At 73.9% G+C, this 17,653-nt stretch carries 16 protein-coding genes; 1 reads left to right on the plus strand and 15 read right to left on the minus strand.

Annotated elements, in window-relative coordinates:
- Positions 1-79 precede the first annotated feature (79 nt).
- The 13 genes from MKK82_RS05590 to MKK82_RS05650 form a co-directional block, all read right to left on the minus strand.
- Positions 80-736, minus strand: a complete 657-nt coding sequence (locus MKK82_RS05590; RefSeq protein WP_238287800.1) for a glutathione S-transferase family protein — start codon at positions 734-736, stop codon at positions 80-82.
- Between the two features lie 98 nt (positions 737-834).
- Positions 835-1,305: a cytochrome c-type biogenesis protein gene (locus MKK82_RS05595; RefSeq protein ID WP_238287801.1), complete on the minus strand. Its 471-nt coding sequence runs from the start codon at positions 1,303-1,305 to the stop codon at positions 835-837.
- A 197-nt stretch (positions 1,306-1,502) separates the two neighbouring features.
- Positions 1,503-3,503 carry a heme lyase CcmF/NrfE family subunit gene (locus MKK82_RS05600; protein WP_243984866.1) on the minus strand — a complete coding sequence of 667 codons (2,001 nt, stop codon included), beginning with the start codon at positions 3,501-3,503 and terminating at the stop codon, positions 1,503-1,505.
- 10 nt (positions 3,504-3,513) lie between these two features.
- Positions 3,514-4,020, minus strand: coding sequence for a cytochrome c maturation protein CcmE (gene ccmE, locus MKK82_RS05605; RefSeq protein ID WP_238287978.1), 507 nt, complete (start codon positions 4,018-4,020; stop codon positions 3,514-3,516).
- A gap of 157 nt (positions 4,021-4,177) precedes the next feature.
- On the minus strand, positions 4,178-5,653 hold the full coding sequence (ccmI, locus tag MKK82_RS05610; RefSeq protein WP_243984868.1) for a c-type cytochrome biogenesis protein CcmI: 1,476 nt from the start codon (positions 5,651-5,653) through the stop codon (positions 4,178-4,180).
- A gap of 199 nt (positions 5,654-5,852) precedes the next feature.
- A complete protein-coding gene (locus MKK82_RS05615) occupies positions 5,853-7,271 on the minus strand; it encodes a sensor histidine kinase (protein ID WP_238287809.1) in 1,419 nt (472 codons plus the stop codon).
- Between the two features lie 15 nt (positions 7,272-7,286).
- The gene (locus MKK82_RS05620) at positions 7,287-8,438 is read right to left on the minus strand and encodes a 2-methylaconitate cis-trans isomerase PrpF family protein (RefSeq protein WP_373323342.1); all 1,152 of its coding nucleotides are present in this window, start codon (positions 8,436-8,438) and stop codon (positions 7,287-7,289) included.
- Positions 8,439-8,443: 5 nt separating this feature from the next.
- A complete protein-coding gene (locus MKK82_RS05625) occupies positions 8,444-9,121 on the minus strand; it encodes a response regulator transcription factor (RefSeq protein ID WP_010684559.1) in 678 nt (225 codons plus the stop codon).
- A gap of 35 nt (positions 9,122-9,156) precedes the next feature.
- Positions 9,157-9,528 carry a PepSY domain-containing protein gene (locus MKK82_RS05630; RefSeq protein ID WP_238287813.1) on the minus strand — a complete coding sequence of 124 codons (372 nt, stop codon included), beginning with the start codon at positions 9,526-9,528 and terminating at the stop codon, positions 9,157-9,159.
- A 124-nt stretch (positions 9,529-9,652) separates the two neighbouring features.
- Positions 9,653-9,937: a hypothetical protein gene (locus tag MKK82_RS05635; RefSeq protein ID WP_238287815.1), complete on the minus strand. Its 285-nt coding sequence runs from the start codon at positions 9,935-9,937 to the stop codon at positions 9,653-9,655.
- A gap of 1 nt (position 9,938) precedes the next feature.
- Positions 9,939-10,289 (minus strand): hypothetical protein, encoded by a 351-nt coding sequence (locus tag MKK82_RS05640; protein ID WP_238287817.1) that lies wholly within the window; start codon positions 10,287-10,289, stop codon positions 9,939-9,941.
- Positions 10,290-10,359: 70 nt separating this feature from the next.
- On the minus strand, positions 10,360-10,902 hold the full coding sequence (locus MKK82_RS05645) for a hypothetical protein (protein ID WP_238287820.1): 543 nt from the start codon (positions 10,900-10,902) through the stop codon (positions 10,360-10,362).
- Positions 10,903-10,969: 67 nt separating this feature from the next.
- Positions 10,970-11,473 carry a phage tail tip lysozyme gene (locus tag MKK82_RS05650; protein WP_238287823.1) on the minus strand — a complete coding sequence of 168 codons (504 nt, stop codon included), beginning with the start codon at positions 11,471-11,473 and terminating at the stop codon, positions 10,970-10,972.
- A gap of 88 nt (positions 11,474-11,561) precedes the next feature.
- Here MKK82_RS05650 and MKK82_RS05655 point away from each other — a divergent pair, with 88 nt between their 5' ends.
- Positions 11,562-12,119, plus strand: a complete 558-nt coding sequence (locus MKK82_RS05655) for a GDSL-type esterase/lipase family protein (RefSeq protein WP_238287825.1) — start codon at positions 11,562-11,564, stop codon at positions 12,117-12,119.
- Between the two features lie 606 nt (positions 12,120-12,725).
- Here the strand turns inward: MKK82_RS05655 and MKK82_RS05660 are convergent.
- On the minus strand, positions 12,726-13,706 hold the full coding sequence (locus MKK82_RS05660) for a DUF2793 domain-containing protein (protein WP_238287827.1): 981 nt from the start codon (positions 13,704-13,706) through the stop codon (positions 12,726-12,728).
- 17 nt (positions 13,707-13,723) lie between these two features.
- Positions 13,724-17,617 (minus strand): glycoside hydrolase/phage tail family protein, encoded by a 3,894-nt coding sequence (locus tag MKK82_RS05665; RefSeq protein WP_238287828.1) that lies wholly within the window; start codon positions 17,615-17,617, stop codon positions 13,724-13,726.
- Positions 17,618-17,653: the final 36 nt, after the last annotated feature.

Genomic DNA, 17,653 nt, shown 5'->3' on the forward strand with positions numbered 1-17,653 from the left:
GGAGCCCAGCGTCGTCGACCGCACCGCGATCGGATTGCGGCACCTCATCCGCGGGACTGAACCGGACCGTTCGATCCGGTCAGAACTCCATCTCCAGTTCCTCGATCTCCTCCGGCTCCTCGGCGGCGGCCTCGGCCCACTCGACCATCAGGGGCCAGTGCAGGATCGTGTCGCGGTAGGTGGCGGCGCGGGGCGGCAGCGCGACGTCGTAGGTGCGGAAGCGGGTGCAGACCGGCGCGAACATGGCGTCCGCCAGACAGGGGCGCGCGCCGAACAGGTACGGGCCCTCGTAGCGGTCCAGGCAATCGTCGAAGATGGTGACGATCCGCTCGATGTCGGCCTTCGCGCCGTTGAACAGCGGGAAAGCGGGGTGGAAGGCGCGCAGGTTCATCGGGAGCGCCGAGCGCAGGTTCACGAAGCCCGAATGCATCTCGCCGGAGATCGACCGGCAATGGGCCCGCTCGGTCACGGGCCGCGGCAGCAGGCCCGCTTCCGGGAACATCTCGCCGAGACATTCGGCGATGGCGAGCGCGTCCCAGACGACCACGTCGCCGTGGCGCAGGCGCGGCACCAGGAAGGACGGCGAGAGGTGGAGCAGTTCCGCCCGGCTGGTGGCATCGGTGCCCGACAGGACCTCGATCTCGAAGTCGAGGCCCGCCATCCGGCAGATCAGCCAGCCCCGCAGGGACCACGAGGAGTAGTTGCGGCTCGATATGGTGAGGGTAGCGGCCGTCATCGTCCTGCCCCGGGGCGCGTCGCCGATCCTACGGTCTGCGATGCCTCATCCAAGACTCGTGCCGAGCGGCCTCGACGAATCGCACCCCTGCGGCGATCCTACTCCCGCCGCAGGAGCGCGGCGACCTCCGCCTCCTCGGCGGCCGAGAGGTTTCGCGCGGGGGCCGCCGGCCGGCGGCGCGCGAGGCGCCAGATGCCGAACCCACCGAGCAGAACCGCGAGCACTGGCGTCAACCACAACAGGAGGGTGTGCGGGGCGAAGACCGGGCGCAGCAGCACGAACTCGCCGTAGCGATCGACGACGTAGGCGAGCACCGCCTTGTCACTGTCGCCCTTGCCCAGACGCTCGCGCACGATCACGCGCAGGTCCTTGGCGAGCGGCGCATCGGAGTCGTCGATCGACTGGTTCTGGCAGACGAGGCAGCGCAGTTCCGCCGAGATCTCCCGGGCGCGGTGCTCCAAGACAGGATCCTTCAACACCTCGTCGGGCTGGACGGCGCAGGCGGGGGTGATGCATGCGGCCAGGAGCAAGGCCGCCACGCCGATCCATGGGCGCGCCCTCCCCGCCATTCCTGCGCGGGCCGGTACCCTGCGCAGCAACGGGAACGAGGGGTGCGCCGAGTCAGCCCCGGTCGCGCCCGAGGGGACGGCCGCAGCCTCATCCGGCCGCCGGGTTTCCCTCTCCCGGCCGACGCGACGGCCGCACGCTGCGCCACCCTTCCCCGCGGCCGGGGGAGCGAGAATCGCGGAAGCCTCCATCTGCGCCCTCACTCGGCCGGCACTGCGTTGGGCAGCGGCCGCACCCTCGCCTTGGCGGGGACGCCCACGCGCATCCGCCGATCGGTGAGCGAGAGCCCGCCGCCCAGCGCCATCACCACGGCCCCGAGCCAGATCAGCAGCACCAGCGGCTTGTAGTACAGCCGCAGGCCGACGCCGCCGTCCTGGCTCATCTCGCCGAGGCTGGCATAGACCTGGCTGGCGCCGATCGTCAGCAGCCCGGATTCGGTAACCGCCATCTTGCGGCTCGGATAGAACCGCTTGCCGGTCTCCACGTGCCCGACTTCGTCGCCGGCGCGGGTGCGGATCGTCAGGGTGGCGGCGGCCTCCTCGTAGTTCGGGCCCTGGCGGGGACCGACGCTGTCGAGGGTCGCCGTGTAGGGTCCGGCCGTCAGGCTCTGACCGGGCTTCAACGTCGCGAGCCCCTCGGCGGCCCAGCCCTGCGCGGCGATGCCCAGTACCACCACGCCGACCCCGGCATGGGCGAGCGCCGTGCCCCACGCCGAGCGCGGCAACCCGACCGCGCGCCGCCCGATCTGGCCGAGCGAGCGCGCCCGGCTCGCGCCGTAGCCGCGGGCGCGGGAGACGATTTCCAGGGCGGAGCCGATCAGCAGATAGGCGCCGAGGCCGATCCCGACGGGCGCCATGACGGGGCCGCCCCACGTCATGGCCAGCACCGCGAGGCCGATCACCAGGGCCACCGCGAGGGCGGCGAAAAGGCGCTGCGACGCGGCAAGCACGTCGCCGCGCTTCCACGCCAGGGCCTGCCCGAAGGGCACGATCAGCAGGAGCGGGATCGCCAGCGGCACGAAGGTCGAATTGAAGAAGGGCGGCCCGACCGTGATCTTCTCGCCCGTCAGCATCTCCAGGACCAGCGGGTACAGGGTGCCGACCAGCACGGTGGCGCAGGCCGCCACGAGGAACAGGTTGTTGAGGACGAGGGAGCCCTCGCGGGAGATCGGCGCGAACAGCCCGCCCTGCCGCAGCAGCGGCGCGCGCCACGCGAAGAGCGTCAGCGAGCCCCCGATGAACAGGATCAGGATCGCCAGGATGAAGACGCCGCGGGTCGGGTCGGTGGCGAAGGAATGCACCGAGGTGATCACGCCCGAGCGGACCAGGAAGGTGCCGATCAGCGAGAGCGAGAAGGTCAGGATGGCCAGCAGCACCGTCCAGACCTTCAGGGCGTCGCGCTTCTCCATCACCACGGTGGAGTGCAGCAGCGCCGTGCCGGCGATCCACGGCATCAGGGAGGCGTTCTCCACCGGGTCCCAGAACCACCAGCCGCCCCAGCCGAGTTCGTAATAGGCCCAGTAGGAGCCCATCGCGATCCCCAGCGTCAGGAAGCTCCAGGCGGTGAGCGTCCAGGGGCGCACCGCCCGGGCCCAGACGGCGTCGATCCGCCCGTCGATCAGCGCGGCCACCGCGAAGGCGAAGCTGATCGAGAAGCCGACATAGCCGACGTAGAGGAGCGGCGGGTGGATCGCGAGACCCGGATCCTGCAGCAGCGGGTTGAGATCGTTGCCCTCGAGCGGCGCGGGGATCACGCGGCTGAACGGGTTCGAGGTCGTGATGATGAACAGCAGGAACACGAAGGTGATCAGCCCCTGCACGCCCAGCGTGCTGGCGCGCAGCCGCGGCGGCACGGAGTTCCTGGCGGCCGCCACGCAGGCGCCGAACAGGGTGAGGATCAGGACCCAGAGGAGCATCGAGCCCTCGTGGTTCCCCCAGACGCCGGAGATCTTGTAGATGAGCGGCTTCTGCGTGTGCGAGTTCTCGACGACGTTCTGGACCGAGAAGTCCGACTTGACGTGCGCCCAGGTGAGCGCCGCGAAGGCGAAGAGCACGCAGGCGAAGGCACCGAGCGCCGCCTGCGAGGCGGTCTGGCGCAGGGCCGGGTCGCCCGAGCGCGCGGCCCAGATCGGCATCACCATCTGGACGAGGGAGATCGCCAGCGCGAGCGCGAGGGCGAAGTGGCCGGTCTCGACGATCATGCGGTTTCCCTTAGCGCTCGCTGCGCGGGCCGAGGGTCGTATCGGCCGCGGCCGTGGCGGGCTTCGGGCCGCCCTTGTTCGGGCCACCCTCCTGCCAGCGCCCCTGAGCCTTCAGCGCGTCGGCCACCTCGCGCGGCATGTACGACTCGTCGTGCTTGGCCAGCACCGTGTCGGCGCGGAACTGCCCGCCCGGCTCTAGGACGCCCTCGGCGACCACGCCCTGCCCCTCGCGGAACAGGTCCGGCAGCAGGCCCTTGTAGTGGACCGCCACGGTGGCGTTCGTGTCGGTGACGGAGAAATCCACCGTCTGGTCCGGTCCGCGCCTGAGGGACCCGTCCTTCACGAGGCCGCCCAGCCGCAGGCGCGTGCCCGGCGCGATCGCCTGCTGGGCGATGTCGGTCGGCGACCGGAAGAACACGATCGAGCCGCTCATGGCGAACAGGATCAGCCCCACGGCCAGCGCGAGCACGCTGCCGCAGGCGGCGATCAGGATCAGGCGGCGGCTCTTACGCGTCACGGTTACGTCCACCCCGCGGTCCGGCAGGCGGCGCTCCGCCCAGACCCGAACCGTTCTCATTCTAGCTTCCTGAAGGTGTCGGCTCCGTGCGGGCGCGGGTCAAGGGCAGCCGTCGAGACGGATTGTCGTACGCGCGGCGCGGCGCGCCGGCCCGGCGTCAGGGACTGGGCTTGACCGGCAGGTCGAGTTCCCGGGCGAGCCCGTCGAGGCGGGCCACCGCCTCGCCGTTGGCCGCCAGGGCCATCCGGGCGCGGTCGAGGGCGCTGATCGCCTTGTCGCGCTCGCCCAGCGCGCTGTAGGAGCGCACGAGGCGCAGCCACTCGTCCGGCATGCCGCCCCGCGCGGCCAGGCGCCGGTCGAGGCCCTCCACCATGCCGCGGATAGCCGCGTCGCGGTCGGCCTGCGGCATGGCGCGCACGGCCGCCATCGCGGCCTCGGTCTCGGCCCGGGCCGCCGGTCCGCCGGGCCCCGCCGGCTGGGACGGCGCATTGTCCAGGCCGACGGCGCGGGCGGCCTGCTCCACCTGGGCCAAACCCTGTGGATCGTTGGCCAGCGCCACGCGGGCTCGGGCCAGGGCGGCGGCCGCCTGATCGTGCTCGCCGAGCACGACCCGGGAGCGGACGAGCCGCAGCCACTCGTCGGCGGTGCCGCCACCGCCCTTGAGCCGGGCATCGAGCCCGTCGACCATGCCGCGGATCGCCGCCTGCTGCTCCGCCGGAATCGTCGGAGCGGTCGGGGGCGCCTCGGGCGGCGGCGGCTCGCCCTTCAGGCGGGCGAGGGTCTGCCGGACCACCCCGAGCCAGGGGGCGTCGGGCGGCCCGGCGGCTTCGAGGGTCGTGAGCTGGCGGATCGCCTCGCCGGTGTCTCCCGCCTGCTCGGCCGCCCGGGCAAGGTAGAACCGGGGCTTGGGCGCGTTCGGGTCCTTGGCCTGCGCCTTCTCGAACAGCGCCTTGGCCTCCGGCGCGACGGTGCCGTTGCTGGCCGCCGTGAGCGCCTCACCCTGATCGGCGAGGAGGTCGGCGGTCTCGCCTTTCAGCCGGGCGATGTTCCCGTAGGCACGGGCGGCGTCTTCGAAGCGGCCGGTGCGCATGTAGACCGGGGCGAGCACCGCCCAGCCTCGGGCGTCGTTCGGATCGCGGGCGAGCCGCGTCTCGATCTGGCCGACCGCCTTCATCAGTTCGTCGGTGCCGCCGCGGGCAGCCTGCCGGTCGGCCTCGGTCTGCGCGGGCAGTTCGGGCGAGCCGTAGAGGCCGTAGGCGATCAGGGTCACCAGGGGGATGGTGGAGAGCGCGAAGGCGGACGCCGCCCGGCGCCGGCGCAGGCGCGGCTCGGCCGGGCGCGCAGCCTCGGCGAGGTCGTCGTCCTCGGCCTCGCGCTGCGCCTCGCGGCTCGCCCGGAGCAGCCGCCGGCCCGCCTCCGCCTTGGCGGTCTCGGCCTCCTCCGGGGCGATCAGGCCGCGCTCGAGGTCGCGCCCGATCTCGGCGATCTGATCCTCGTAGAACGCGGTCTCGGTGGCGAGCCCGGACCCGCCCGCCTCGCCCGTCGGAACGGCGGCGCGCCGCGACATCGGCCAGAGCAGGCCGAGGACGGCCGCCGCGGTCATGGCCGCCAGGATGAACCAGATCGCCGTCATCAAACCTTCGCCAGCGGGCCGGACCGGCCCGTACCCCTCCACACCATGTGGAGCCGGCGGCGTGACGCCACGACGCCCCCCGGCGGTGGCACGGTGTCACGCAACTCCCTCACGAAGACAAGGGCCTAGCCGTGGCCATGAGGCCGCGCCGCGGCGCCGGGGAGGCGCGCGAAGGCGCCCGGCACGGCTCGGCGCGGTCTCAATGCGTCGCGGCCCCCACCGGCGCGTCGCCCGGAACCTCCAGCACCGCGCGCAGGCCGCCCAGCGCCGCCTCCTCCAGGGTGAAGCGCCCCCGGTACAGGGCGGCGAGATCGGCCACGATCGACAGGCCGAGGCCGGAGCCGGGCTTCGATTCGTCGAGCCGCCGCCCCCGGCCGAGCACCGCCTGTCGGGCTTCGGGCGGCAGGCCGGGGCCGTCATCCTCGATGGCGACGACGAGGTGGGGATAATCGTCCTTGTCCACCGCCTCGGCCCGGATCGCCACGCGGCCGTGGGCCCATTTCGAGGCGTTGTCGACGAGGTTGCCGACCATCTCCTCGAAATCCTGCCGCTCACCCCGGAAGCGCAGTCCCGGCGGAACGTGGACGTCGTAGGCGATGTCCTTGTCGCGGTAGATCTTTCCGAACGTCCGGACGAGGCCGGCGAGCGCCGGCTCGACCTCGGTGGACGTGCCGAGGGTGCCGGCCAGCGCGGCCGCGCGCGCCCGGTCGAGGTGGTAATTGACCTGATCGCGCATCACCGCGGCCTGCTCGCGGATCTTCTGCGTCAGTTCCTCGGGGGCGTCGGACGCGCCGACCTCGTTGACGATGATCGAGAGCGGCGTCTTCAGGGCGTGGGCGAGATTGCCGACCTGGGTGCGGGCGCGTTCCAGGATCTCCCGGTTGGTCTCGATCAGGAGATTCACCTCGCCGGTGAGCGGGGCGATGTCGCGGGGATAGGTGCCGGTGATCCGGTCGGCCTCGCCCCGGCGCACGGTGCCCAGCGCGGCGCGCATCTTCTTGAGGGGCGCGAGGCCGAACCGGATCTGCAGCAGGGTCGTGATCGCCAGCGACAGGCCGAGCAGCCCGAACGTGATGGTCAGCGAATTGCGGAACCGGTCGACGTCGTTGACGATCTCGTCGGCGGGACCGGCGACGCGGACCGTGTAGCGCCCCTCCTCGCCGAGATCGACGTCGCGCTCCATGATGCGCAGGAGCCGCCCGTCCTGCCCCCTGCCGTAGCCCTGGCGGATCTGCCCGACGCCGACCTTGCCGTCCGAATCCGTGGCGGCCGGCAGCGGCACGCCGACGAGGGAGCGGGAGGTGCGTACGTCCCGGGGCTTCGCGTCGGGTTTGCCGACCTGCCAGTACCAGCCCGACAGGGGCAGGTCGAAGCGCGGGTCGCCCAGCGAGAAGGTCCGGCTCTCGGGATCGTTGGGCGAGACGAGATCGGTGGCGAGGTTGTTGGCGAAGACGAGGAGCCGGCTGTCGAAGGACCGCTCGGTGTTCTCGCGGTAGAGGGTCGTGAGGATCCAAGCCGCGATCAGCAGGATCGCCGAGCTCGACAGGAACGCTGACACGGCGAGGCGCACCGCGATGGAACGGCGGCGCAGGGAGAAGAGGCCGAGAAGGTCGATCATCGCGGCGCCTATCGCTCAGACGGGCGGCGGCGCATCGTAGTACACCGCGCCCCGCATCAGCGGGCGCGCCGTCCGGAAGAACGCGCCGCGCTCGGCCCGCCAGCCGTCGCCGTCGCGAGTCACGGACGCGTCGGCGGTGAGGATGCCCGAGGGCATGCCGACCCGCAGGGCCGCGTCGGTGGCGCGGGCGGCCTCGTGGACGAGGCTGCCCGTGAGCCGGGCGGCCACCGCGAGGCACAGGGTGGCGGTGAGCGGCAGGGCCTGATGCGGCACGCCGTTGGAGATCATCCGCGCGGTGAGGTCGACCTCTTCGGCGCGGACGGCCGTGCCGGAGAGGCTGCCGGAATCCTGCGGCCGCGCCACGAGGCCGACGAACGGCACGTGGACGATGCGGGCGGCCGCGTCGAGATCGGGCGCGATGCCCATCGCCACGGAAGCGGCCCGGCGGATCCGTGCGAGCCGGTCGAGGAGGCCGGGCACGGCCTCCAGGGCGGCGGGCAGCTCGGTGCCGGAAAGCCCGAGATCGGCGGCGCGGACGAAGGCGCAGGCGTTGGCCGCATCCACCAGCGAGGCCTCGATCGATCCGAGGCCCGGCACGTCGAGGATCTGGCGGACGGCGCCGGTGGGCAGCAGCCGTCCGGTGGTCGCACCGCCCGGTTCGACGAAATCGAGGCGGACCGGCGCGCCGGTGCCGGCCACGCCGGGGATCGCCAGGGCGCCGCGATAAACGGTGCGGCCGTCCCGGACCTCGAACTTGGCCTCGATCAGCTTGCGCGTGTTGGTGTTGAAGATCCGCAGCCGCACCGGGCCGTCGGCAACCTGCACGAGGCCCTCGTCCACGGCGAACGGTCCGACCGCCGCGAGCATGTTGCCGCAATTGCCCGAGAGATCGATGCGGCCGTCGCGGACCACCACCTGCACGAAGGTGTAGTCGATATCGGCGTCCGGCCGCGCGGAGCGCTCCACCACGCAGATCTTCGAGACCGACGAGACGCCGCCGCCCATGCCGTTGAGCTGGCGCCCGAACGGGTCGGGGCTGTCCATGGCGGAGAGGAAGACCGGCTCCCAGGCGGCGAAGTCGCCGGGCACGTCCCGGCGGTGCAGCATCAGCGCCTTGCTGGTCCCGCCGCGCATGAAGACCGCCGGCAGCGTGCCGGGCGCCGACACGGTCGTCACACCCGCGCCGGCGGCTGGTTCGGGTCCACGAGGTAGCCGAGGCCGCGCACCGTCTGGATCAGGTCGACGGCGAGCTTCTTGCGCAGCCGCCCGACGAACACCTCGATGGTGTTCGAGTCCCGGTCGAAATCCTGGTCGTAGAGGTGCTCGGTGAGTTCGGCCCGGGAGACGACCCGGCCGGTATGGTGCATCAGGTAGGAGAGCAGCCGGTACTCGTGGCTCGTGAGCTTCACCTGGGCGCCGTCGACGAAGACCTTGCCGGAGCGGGTGTCGAGGGTCACGGGCCCGCAGGCGATCTGGCTGGTGGCGTGGCCGGCGGCCCGGCGCAGCAGCGCGCGGACCCGCGCCATCAGCTCCTCCATGTGGAAGGGCTTGGTGACGTAGTCGTCGGCGCCGGCATCGAAGCCGTCGACCTTGTCGGACCAGCGGTCGCGGGCGGTGAGGATGATCACCGGAGTTTTCACGCCGGCCCGGCGCCATTTCTGCAGCACCGTGACGCCGTCGGCCTTGGGCAGGCCCATGTCGAGGATGATGGCGTCGTAGGGCTCGCTCTCGCCGAGATAGCCGCCCTCCTCGCCGTCATAGGCCTTGTCGGCGACGTAGCCGGCCTCCTCCAGGGCGGCGACGACCTGCCGGTTGATGTCCTTGTCATCCTCCACGACGAGCAGACGCACGGCTCATTCCCCTCCGAGGCGGTTTCGGCACCCGCTCAATATTGTCCTGACACGCTGCCGGTGCGCGCGTCGACGATGACGTGCACGAAATGACCGTCCCGGCGCAAGGCGGTCAGCATGTAGACGAGGGTGTCCTCGTAGCGGCAGAGGCTCGCCCGCTGGATCTCGGCCCGGGGGATCACCGTGCGGGCCGCGCGGATCGCAGCAACGGGCGGGATCACCCGGCGCTCGCCGACCTCCTCGCGCATGTCGGCGGGGGACAGGCAGGATTCGATCCGCAGCGGCGCCTGGCCGGAGACCGCCCCCGTCTGCGGGGCCGGACCATCGTCGGCCATGGAGCCGAGGCCGCCCGCGGCGAGGGCCGCTGCAGTCAGGCTGATGGCGACGAGGGCGATGGCGTAGCGCATTGGCGGAAGATGTGGGCCGAGGGCACTGAATGCGCCCTGAATGCGCAGCTTGCCGCGCCGAGCGGCAGGGGGACCGGTTATGCGGGTTGTGAACGATCGGATGGCGCACGGCATGGTGCCGGCATTACGGGTGAGGCGCCGCCGGGTTCCCCCGTCCCGGGCGGTTCGCACAGGCCATGCGGGTTGCCTCACCGTGCCCCCCGGCGCCCCCGTCGCGGCCGCCGGCGACGAACCGGGATGGTCGGGCAAGCCCGCCGGTCGCGGTCGCCCCCGCGGTGAGGGCGGCGCCGCCGCCAGGCCAGGGCCGGAGGCCGAGCTGCGCGCCCCCGTGGAGCGCGATCGACAGGGCCGCGCCCCCCGACAGGGCCAGCCAGAGCCGATCGAGGATCCGGTCCCGCTGCACGCCCATCTCAACCTCCCGCAACCACGGTCCAGAGGGCCCGCAGGGCGGGGATGCGCCCCGCGAGCCACGCGATCTGGTCCGAGAACCAGTGCGCGGCCGCCGCCGCGGCGACGAAGGCCAGGATCGTCGCGTGCTTCAGCCGGTGGAGGTACCGGCGCAGGGCCCGCCGCTCGATCCGTTCGTCGATCAGTTCGTCCAGGACGGCGAGGCGCGTCTCGGTCTGGCGCGCGAACCACGCGTGCCAGAAGGGCGGGAAGCGGATCGTCCGCGCCCGGCCCCCGAGGGCGGCGCCGGACCTGGGCTCGTCCTCGGGCGGCGCCCGTGCGGGTCTGCGGGGCGGCGTGCGGATGATGGTCATGGCCGAGCCCTGAGCCGGTGGACCGGGCGCGGGGCGCCCGGTCGTGGTCGTGCCGGAACCCGACGAGGCCTCAGCCGCGTCGCAGGGCGGGCTTCCGGGCCGGGGGACCCTGCAGCTCCGCCAGCGCCGGGGCGAGGACGTTGGCCGCGCTGGCCTGCGGCTCCAGGGGCAGCGCCCGGAAGATGCGGGCGGCGACCCCCTCGGCTCCGCCCGCCCTTCGGACGACGTGGGCCGGCGCGGTGGCGAGGACGTGCCGGGCGCCGGCGGCCACCACGGCGGCGCCGAGATCGACGCTGACGGTCCGACCCTTGGCGGCGCCGGCCACGGCGTTCTGACCATAGGCGGCGCCGGCCCGGATCGCCGCCTCGACCCGGTCCCGCGTCAGCACGGAGGTGGCCCAGGGCGCGACCCGGGCGATGCCGGCCGTCACCGCCGCGGCGGCGATCGGCACGAGCACGGCCGAGGCCGGTTGGAGCAGGGCGACCAGCCAGTCGCCCCACGGCACGCTCACGGCCGAGGCGGTCCCGTCCCCCGCCCGCGCGGGCGACAGCAGGGCGGCGAACGGGAGGGCGGCGCAGGCGAGGGCGAGCCCCGCTCGGATGCGGTGCGTCATGGACGATCTCCGTGGACAGGCGCGCGGCGGACCCGGCCGGCTCGGGAACAGCTTCGGCGCGGCCGGCTCAGCGCGGTTCGCCGGGGCTCCGCGCGTCACCGCCGCGGAGCGCGGCGAGCGCCCGCCGTGACCAGGCGAGGCGGCTCGGCAGCGCCACGATGCCGGGCCGCTCGAACCGCCGGCAGACCGCCGCAGTGGCGGCCTCGAGCGTCGGGGCCTGCCGCAGGGCGGCGAGCGCCGGGGCCTCGGTGGTGCGCAGCTCCACGCAGAGATAGCCGTAGCTCGCCTCGGGCGCGGCCGGATCGAGGCCGTGCGCCCGGCACCAGACCTCCATCGCGGTGCGCCGCGGGCCGGTCCACTGCGCGAGCCCCCAGCCTCCGCGGGAACCAGGGACCGCGGGAGCGATCTCCTGAAGGTCGCGGAACCCGCCGCTCTCGTGGCCGAGATTTCCGAGGAGGCCCGCGGCCTGGACGTCGGTCAGGCCGAGGTCGCGCATCAGGCGGGGTCCGAGGCTCCGGCACGCTTCCTCGAAGGTGCGGGCGGGCGGCCGAGCGGATCGGGTGGTCTGCATGGGCGTGCTCCCCGCGATGGCCGGCCGGCCGCCGCCGGGCTATGGCACCGCGGGATCCGTCCCCCGGGCGGCGGCGTGGATGGTGTGAATGGTGGGACGCGGACAGGACCGGCCGCTGGTGTTCATCGGCGACTCGATCACCGCCGCCTGGGGTGTGACGGGGGCCGAGACCTTCGCGCGGCACGGCCTCCTGGCGCGGGGCGTGCCGGGCGAGACCAGCGGGCAGATCCGGGCGCGCTTCCTCCGGGACGCGGCGGGGGCGCGCGGCGTTCACCTGCTCTGCGGGATCAACGACATCGCCGAGGTGGACGGCCCGGTCTCGGACCGGGCGATCTGCGAGAACATCCTCGCCATGGGGCGGCTCGCCTTCGAGGCGGGGCTGCCCCTCTGGATCGGCACCGTGATGCCGAGCGATTTTCAGGGCTGGCGTCCCGAGTTGCGGCCGGTCGCGCGCATCCGCGCCCTGAACGGGTGGCTGCGCGCGACCTGCGCGGCGGGCGCCGCCCGCCTCGTCGATTATCACGCGCCGCTCGCCACCGCGTCCGGGGCGCTTCGCCCGACGCTGACCGACGACGGCATCCACCTCAACCCGGCGGGCTACGCGGCGATCGAGCCGGTGATGCTGGCGGCGCTCGCGACAGGGTGAGCGCAGGGACCCCGCCCTCTCGGAGCACGCCCGTGCACGGTCCGGGGTGCCAGGAGCCTTCGGAGGATCGCCCGTCGCTGCGGGACGCCCCAGGCGAGCCCGGAACGGCCGGGCCTGGTCCCACAGGGTATCTCCGGGCGTCCGATCCTGAGGCGCGGGCGGCTTCCCGACGGCCTGCCACGCGTACGTGATGGCCAGCGGGCCGCACGGCACCCTCCATCCCGGCGCGGCGAACGCGCGCGCGTCGGGTCCCCGCGCGTGGCGGCGGCTCAGGCGCGGCGGTGCCGCGACCTGCGCCATGACACGACCCGTCCGGTACGCGCCCCACGACCGCGTCGTCGAGGCAATCGAGCGCGAGCGGGCGCCCGGGAAGTGGCGGCGCGGCTGGACGATCCGCCCGATCGCGGAAGTTGAACCCCGATCGGTCCGATCTGAACGACGCCTTCGGCATCACGCCTTCCGCATCACGCCTTGGGCGGCGCGACCGGATTGTGGAAACCTCATCCGTCACGCTGGGACCGCGGAGCGGAGCCCGGAGCGACCGGCGGGTCAGTCGAACGGCGCCAAGAGGCGGCAAGAGGGGGTTGAGCGATACCGCGGAACCGCTCACGCAGCGGCCCGCGTCCCGGCCGCCAGCGGTGTCCCGTCGGCCCGCTGGTAGTGCCACACGCGCCAGCGGCCGGCCGCGTCCGAGAGGGCGAGGCAGGTGTCGTCGGCCGCCGTGACGATGTCGGCCCGGGTCGGCAGCGCGAGCGCGTCCGCATCATGGACCAGCCGCACGCGTCCGGCGAAGCGCACGAGCCGCTCCCGGCCGGGGATGCCGCCGAAGCTCGTGATCGTCGCCGCACCCGTGACCAAGACCCGCCGCGTGCCGGTGCCGCCGAGATCGGTGGCGGCGGCGGAAGCCAGCGTGGTCTCGGCGGAGGTGAAGTCGATGCCGCCGGTCTTCGCCGAGGCGGTGAGCGCCGTCGCGTAGGCGGAGCCGTCCGCCGACACCTTGAGGCTGAAATCGTCGCTGCCGAGGAGGCCCAGCAGCGCCCGGGCCGCGTAGCCGGTCTCTAGGACCAGAGCGGCGTCCCGGGCGGCGGTCTTCTTGTTGATCGCGACGCGCATGTCCCCGGAGCCGGGGGTGGCGTCGTCCCAGGTCAGCAGGGCGGCATCCGCCTTGACGGCGAGGCGGTTGTAGGAATCCGCACCCGTGTTGATCCCGAGGCGGCTCACGCTCTCGATCGCCGCGAGGCTCCGGCGGAAGCTCGTCCAGGCCGCACCGTCGTACACGTAGAGGTCGGCCTCATCGATCAGGTATGCGAACCATCCGGCCCGCGGCGCCGAGCCGGTCCAGATCCCGTCGGCGTAGCGCACCACCTGCCCGCCGAGACCCGCCCAGGCCCCGCCGGGATCGGCCGCGACCACGAGGTAGCGGTCGCCCTCGGCCGGGCTCGGCGGCGGCGCGGTCAGGTCCTTGTCCAGGCAGGCGAGCTGGACCAGGGCGTCGAGGAGGCCGAGCGCCTCGTTGTGGGTGACGTGCTTCTGCGCTTGGCTCGCCGCGATCAGCGGCAGGCCGAGATGGGGCGTGACGTCGGACATGGGGCACCTCCGGTGGTTCAGGCCGAGCGGACGGGGATGCGGGCGCGGCAGGCGGGCCCGGGCCCCGCGACGGTGCCGCGCTGCGCCACGGCCACGTCGAGGCTGCGCTGCGGGCCGCCGAAATCCGCCGCCTCCTCGGCGTAGAGGATCTGCTGGGCGTCTGCCCGGAGCGTGCGCAGGGCAGCGCCGGACGCCGAGAAGACCGTGACGTCGTAGGCCTCGGCCTCGTCGAGCGGGATCTCGGCGGCCTCCCAGGCATCGCCGTCGCGCCGCGCCCGGCGGATCCACGAGAGCCGGACGCCGTCGGCAACCCGGCGCGCCCGCAGGTGGACGGGCCGCAGGGGCCGGAGCGCCGAGAACCCGGCGGTGGCGGAAAACGCCGTGAACGACGGGTCGCCCGGATCGCGGTCCGCGGGTCCGACCCGGTAGCGGAAGCCCCGCCCGGCCTCGTCCAGGCGATCGACGAGCGGCACCGCCGCGCCGTCGTCGAGGCGCACGATCAGGCTTCCGGACGGACTCGTCCGCCCCGCCGCGGCCTCGCTGCCGGCGAGGCCGCGCAGGAACCCGGACAGCCGGTAGGTGTCGGGCCCGGTCAGCACGGCGTTCGCCGCGCAGAGCAGCTCGCCGCTGCCGTCCGGCCCGATCAGGGCGAACAGGTTGCCGCCCGCCAGCATCGCGGCCTCGCCGATGGCGGCGAGCGCGCCGCCCCGGCGCAGGGTGACGTCGAGGTGCACGCCGCGCTGGATCCGCCAGAGCGGCCCGGCGGGCAGCGGCGACAGGGTCTGCCCGAGGCAGGCAGGGTAATCGACGTGGCCGTGCAGGCTGAGCGGGCCTGCGCCCTCCGCGCGCCAGATGGCGGCCGCGCCGGGCCACGGCTCGGCCGCCACCGCGCACCATTGCAGAACCGTGGGGGTGCCGCGGTCCGCCGGCAGGTCGAGCGCGAGCGCGAGCGGCGGCCCCGGGAAGACCGGCGGCGGCGCCTCCGGCTGGGCCGGGCTTCGGGCGAGCAGGCGCCCGGGCCCACCCCGGGGCGGCACGCCGCTCGCCTCGATCCGGCGGCCCGTGGGGGCGTCGTCGATCCGGTCGATCCTGCGCAGCACCGTGCCGCCCGGCACGTCCGCGGGAATCGCGAGGAGATCGCCGGGCTCCAGCGCGATCCGGCGCGGGCTCACGGTGAACGCCGCGGTATCGCGGGCCGAGAGGGTGCGGTCGAGGATCGCCTCGGCCAGCCCGTCGCCGGTCTCGCGGCGCGTGACGATCGCCGCCTCGATCCGGGTCTCGCGGCGGCGCGCACCGGCGGGTCGCACGGCCGCCGCCGTGGCGCGGCGGTATTCCGGGCTCTCGGCCTCGGTGATGCCGAGCTCCACCGAGCGCGGCAGGGCGCTCTCCTCGGCGCGGACCTGGCGGAGCACCGGCTTCTCCCGCGCGAGCCCGACGAGGTCGGCCTCGGCGAGCACCACGGGCCGGTCGCGGCGCGGGCCGCGCAGGCGCAGGATGCCGGCCACGGCCGAGACGTCGAGGCCGTAGACCTGCGCCAGGGTCTCCAGGGCGCCGCGGGCCGTGAGCGGACGGTCGACGACGTAGCCGTCGAGATAGGCGGCGGCCTCCACGGACACGTCGGCGTCGAAGCCGAATTCGCCCAGGATCTTGAGGACCAGCAGGTCGAGGTCGCAGCCCTCGATCCGGCCGGTGATCCAGTGGCCGATGCGCCAGTTGCCGGTATCGGCCCAGACGCCGCGGACCGTCGGGAAGGCCGGGAACGGGCGCGCGTCCCAGGCCCAGACGAAGATCCCGTCCGGATCGACCATCCGGCCCCCGTAGACCGGAGAGACCGGGTTGTCGGCCTCCCGGAAGCCGGGATCGGCCGGGTCGAAGCGGGCGAGGATCACCTCCAGCCCGCGGATCTGGATCAGTTCGTCGCGCAGGCCGCGGGATGCCGGCGGATAGGCGCCCTCGGGGGACTTCGGGTCCGGGAAGACGTTCGGGCCGTTGGTGCCCTTGTCCACCGCGGGCACGCCGACCTCCGTGAACCAGACGGGCTTCCCCATGGGAACCCAGGCGGTGGTGCGGGTCTCGGCGCCGTTGTCGCGCTCCACGTGCGGGTTCGACCACCACGCGACGAGATCCTTCGGCCGGAAGATCCAGGGCTTGCCGGCGGCGCCGTCGGTGATCGGCCGGCGGTCCTGGGCGGCGCGGCCGGCCGCGTCGGCGTAGTACCAGTCGAAGGCCTCGCCGGAGGCGCCGCGGGCCCGGAGATAGGCCCGGTCGGTGATGTCGCCGGCCGCCGCGCCGTCGGCGTGCTCCGGCGCGTCGCGCCAGTCGGAGACGGGCGGGTACCAGTCGATTCCGACCGCCGCGATGTTGGAATCGGCGAAGAGGTCGTCGAGGGGGAACCGCACCGTGGCGCCGCCGTCGCGGACATCGGCACCGTACTCGGTCCAGTCCGCGCCGTAGACCAGGGCGACCCCGGGCCCGAGGCGCGCGCGCACGTCGGCGGCGAGGCTCCGGAACGCCTGCACGGCCGGGTAGCCGGCGCCGCCGCGCACCCGGGTGAGGCCGACGAATTCGCTCCCGATGACGAAGCCCGCGAGCCGCACGCCGGCGGCCGCCCAGCGCGCCGCCAGGTCGGCGTAGTGCAGCACCTCGGCGCGGTAGCCGTTGGCGAAGAACGCCTCCACCTGCGCGTCGGCGGCGGCGGTCCCGTCCGGGCTGCCCGGACGGCCCGGCGCCGGGTCGCAGGTCACGTGCCCGCGCCAGGGATAGGGCGGCTGGGACGCGCCCGGCGCGCGGGGATCGGGCAGGCCGTTGCCGGCGGCCACGTCCATCATGACGAACGGGTAGAGCAGAACGTCGAGGCCGCGGCGCGCCAGCTCGGCCACAAGCCGGGTCAGCCCGGCATCCGCGGGCGTGCCGCCATAGGATGGCGTCCCGTCCGGCAGGGTCGAGACCACCTCGGCCGCGCCGCGGGCGATCCCGGCCACCGACCAGTCCTCCGGCCGCGCATGCTTCCGGCCGGTCTCGACCCTGGGTACCACCCGGCAGGTGCCGGCGCGCAGGTCGGTGCCGAACCAGGTCGCCACCACGGCGACCCGGCGCAGGTTCGGGCACAGGGCCTGGAGGGCGTCCAGAGACGCGATCACGTCGGTGATGCGCTGGAGCTGGTGGCGGTTGGCCGCCTCGGTCCGGCCGAGGCCGAGATCGACGGTGACCCGGTCCGGATCGAGGGCGAACTCGCCGGCCCCCGGGATCAGGTCGACGGCGCGGACCCGGCCGAACAGGCCGTTGACCGGGCGGATCACCTCGAAGGCGAATTGCGGCACGCGGTTGCCGAATTCGGCGAGCGGCAGGCCCTCGAACACCACGTAGGCGAGGCCGCGATAAGCGGGCGCGTTCTCAGGCCCCTCCTTGGCGACGATCAGCGGGTCGGGCGCCTGGTCCGGCCCGCCGGTGTGGACCCGGATCGCGAGGCCGACTTGGTCGATCTCCCGGCCGTCCGCCCAGATCCGCCGGACGAAGGCGATCTCGCCCTCGCACAGCCCGACCGCGAGGTTGGCGAAATAGGCGTACCGGGTCGCGACGGTCTTCTGGCCGCCCATGCCCTTGGCGGGCGTCGCGGCGCGCTGCACCGTGGTGTTGGCGACCTCCAGCGGGCGCGTCGCCCAGATCAGGCTGCCGCCAACCTTCGCGCGTCCGTAGACGCGGGGGATCGGGTCGCCCTCGGTGGAGGTGAGCCCGGCCACGTCGGCGAGGCGCGGCCCCTCGACGAAGCGCGTGCGCCCGGAGCCCGACAGGGCGCCGCCCAGCGCCGAGCCCGCGACCGAGCCGAGCACCCGCCCGACGATTCCGCCGATGGGGCCGCCGAGGGCGGTTCCCACCGCGGCGCCGGCCGAGGACAGGATCAGCGTGGCCATGGCGGGGCTCCAGATCCGTGGTGTCGGGCAGCATGC

The organism is Methylobacterium sp. E-046 (assembly GCF_022829625.1).
Lineage (GTDB): Bacteria > Pseudomonadota > Alphaproteobacteria > Rhizobiales > Beijerinckiaceae > Methylobacterium > Methylobacterium longum.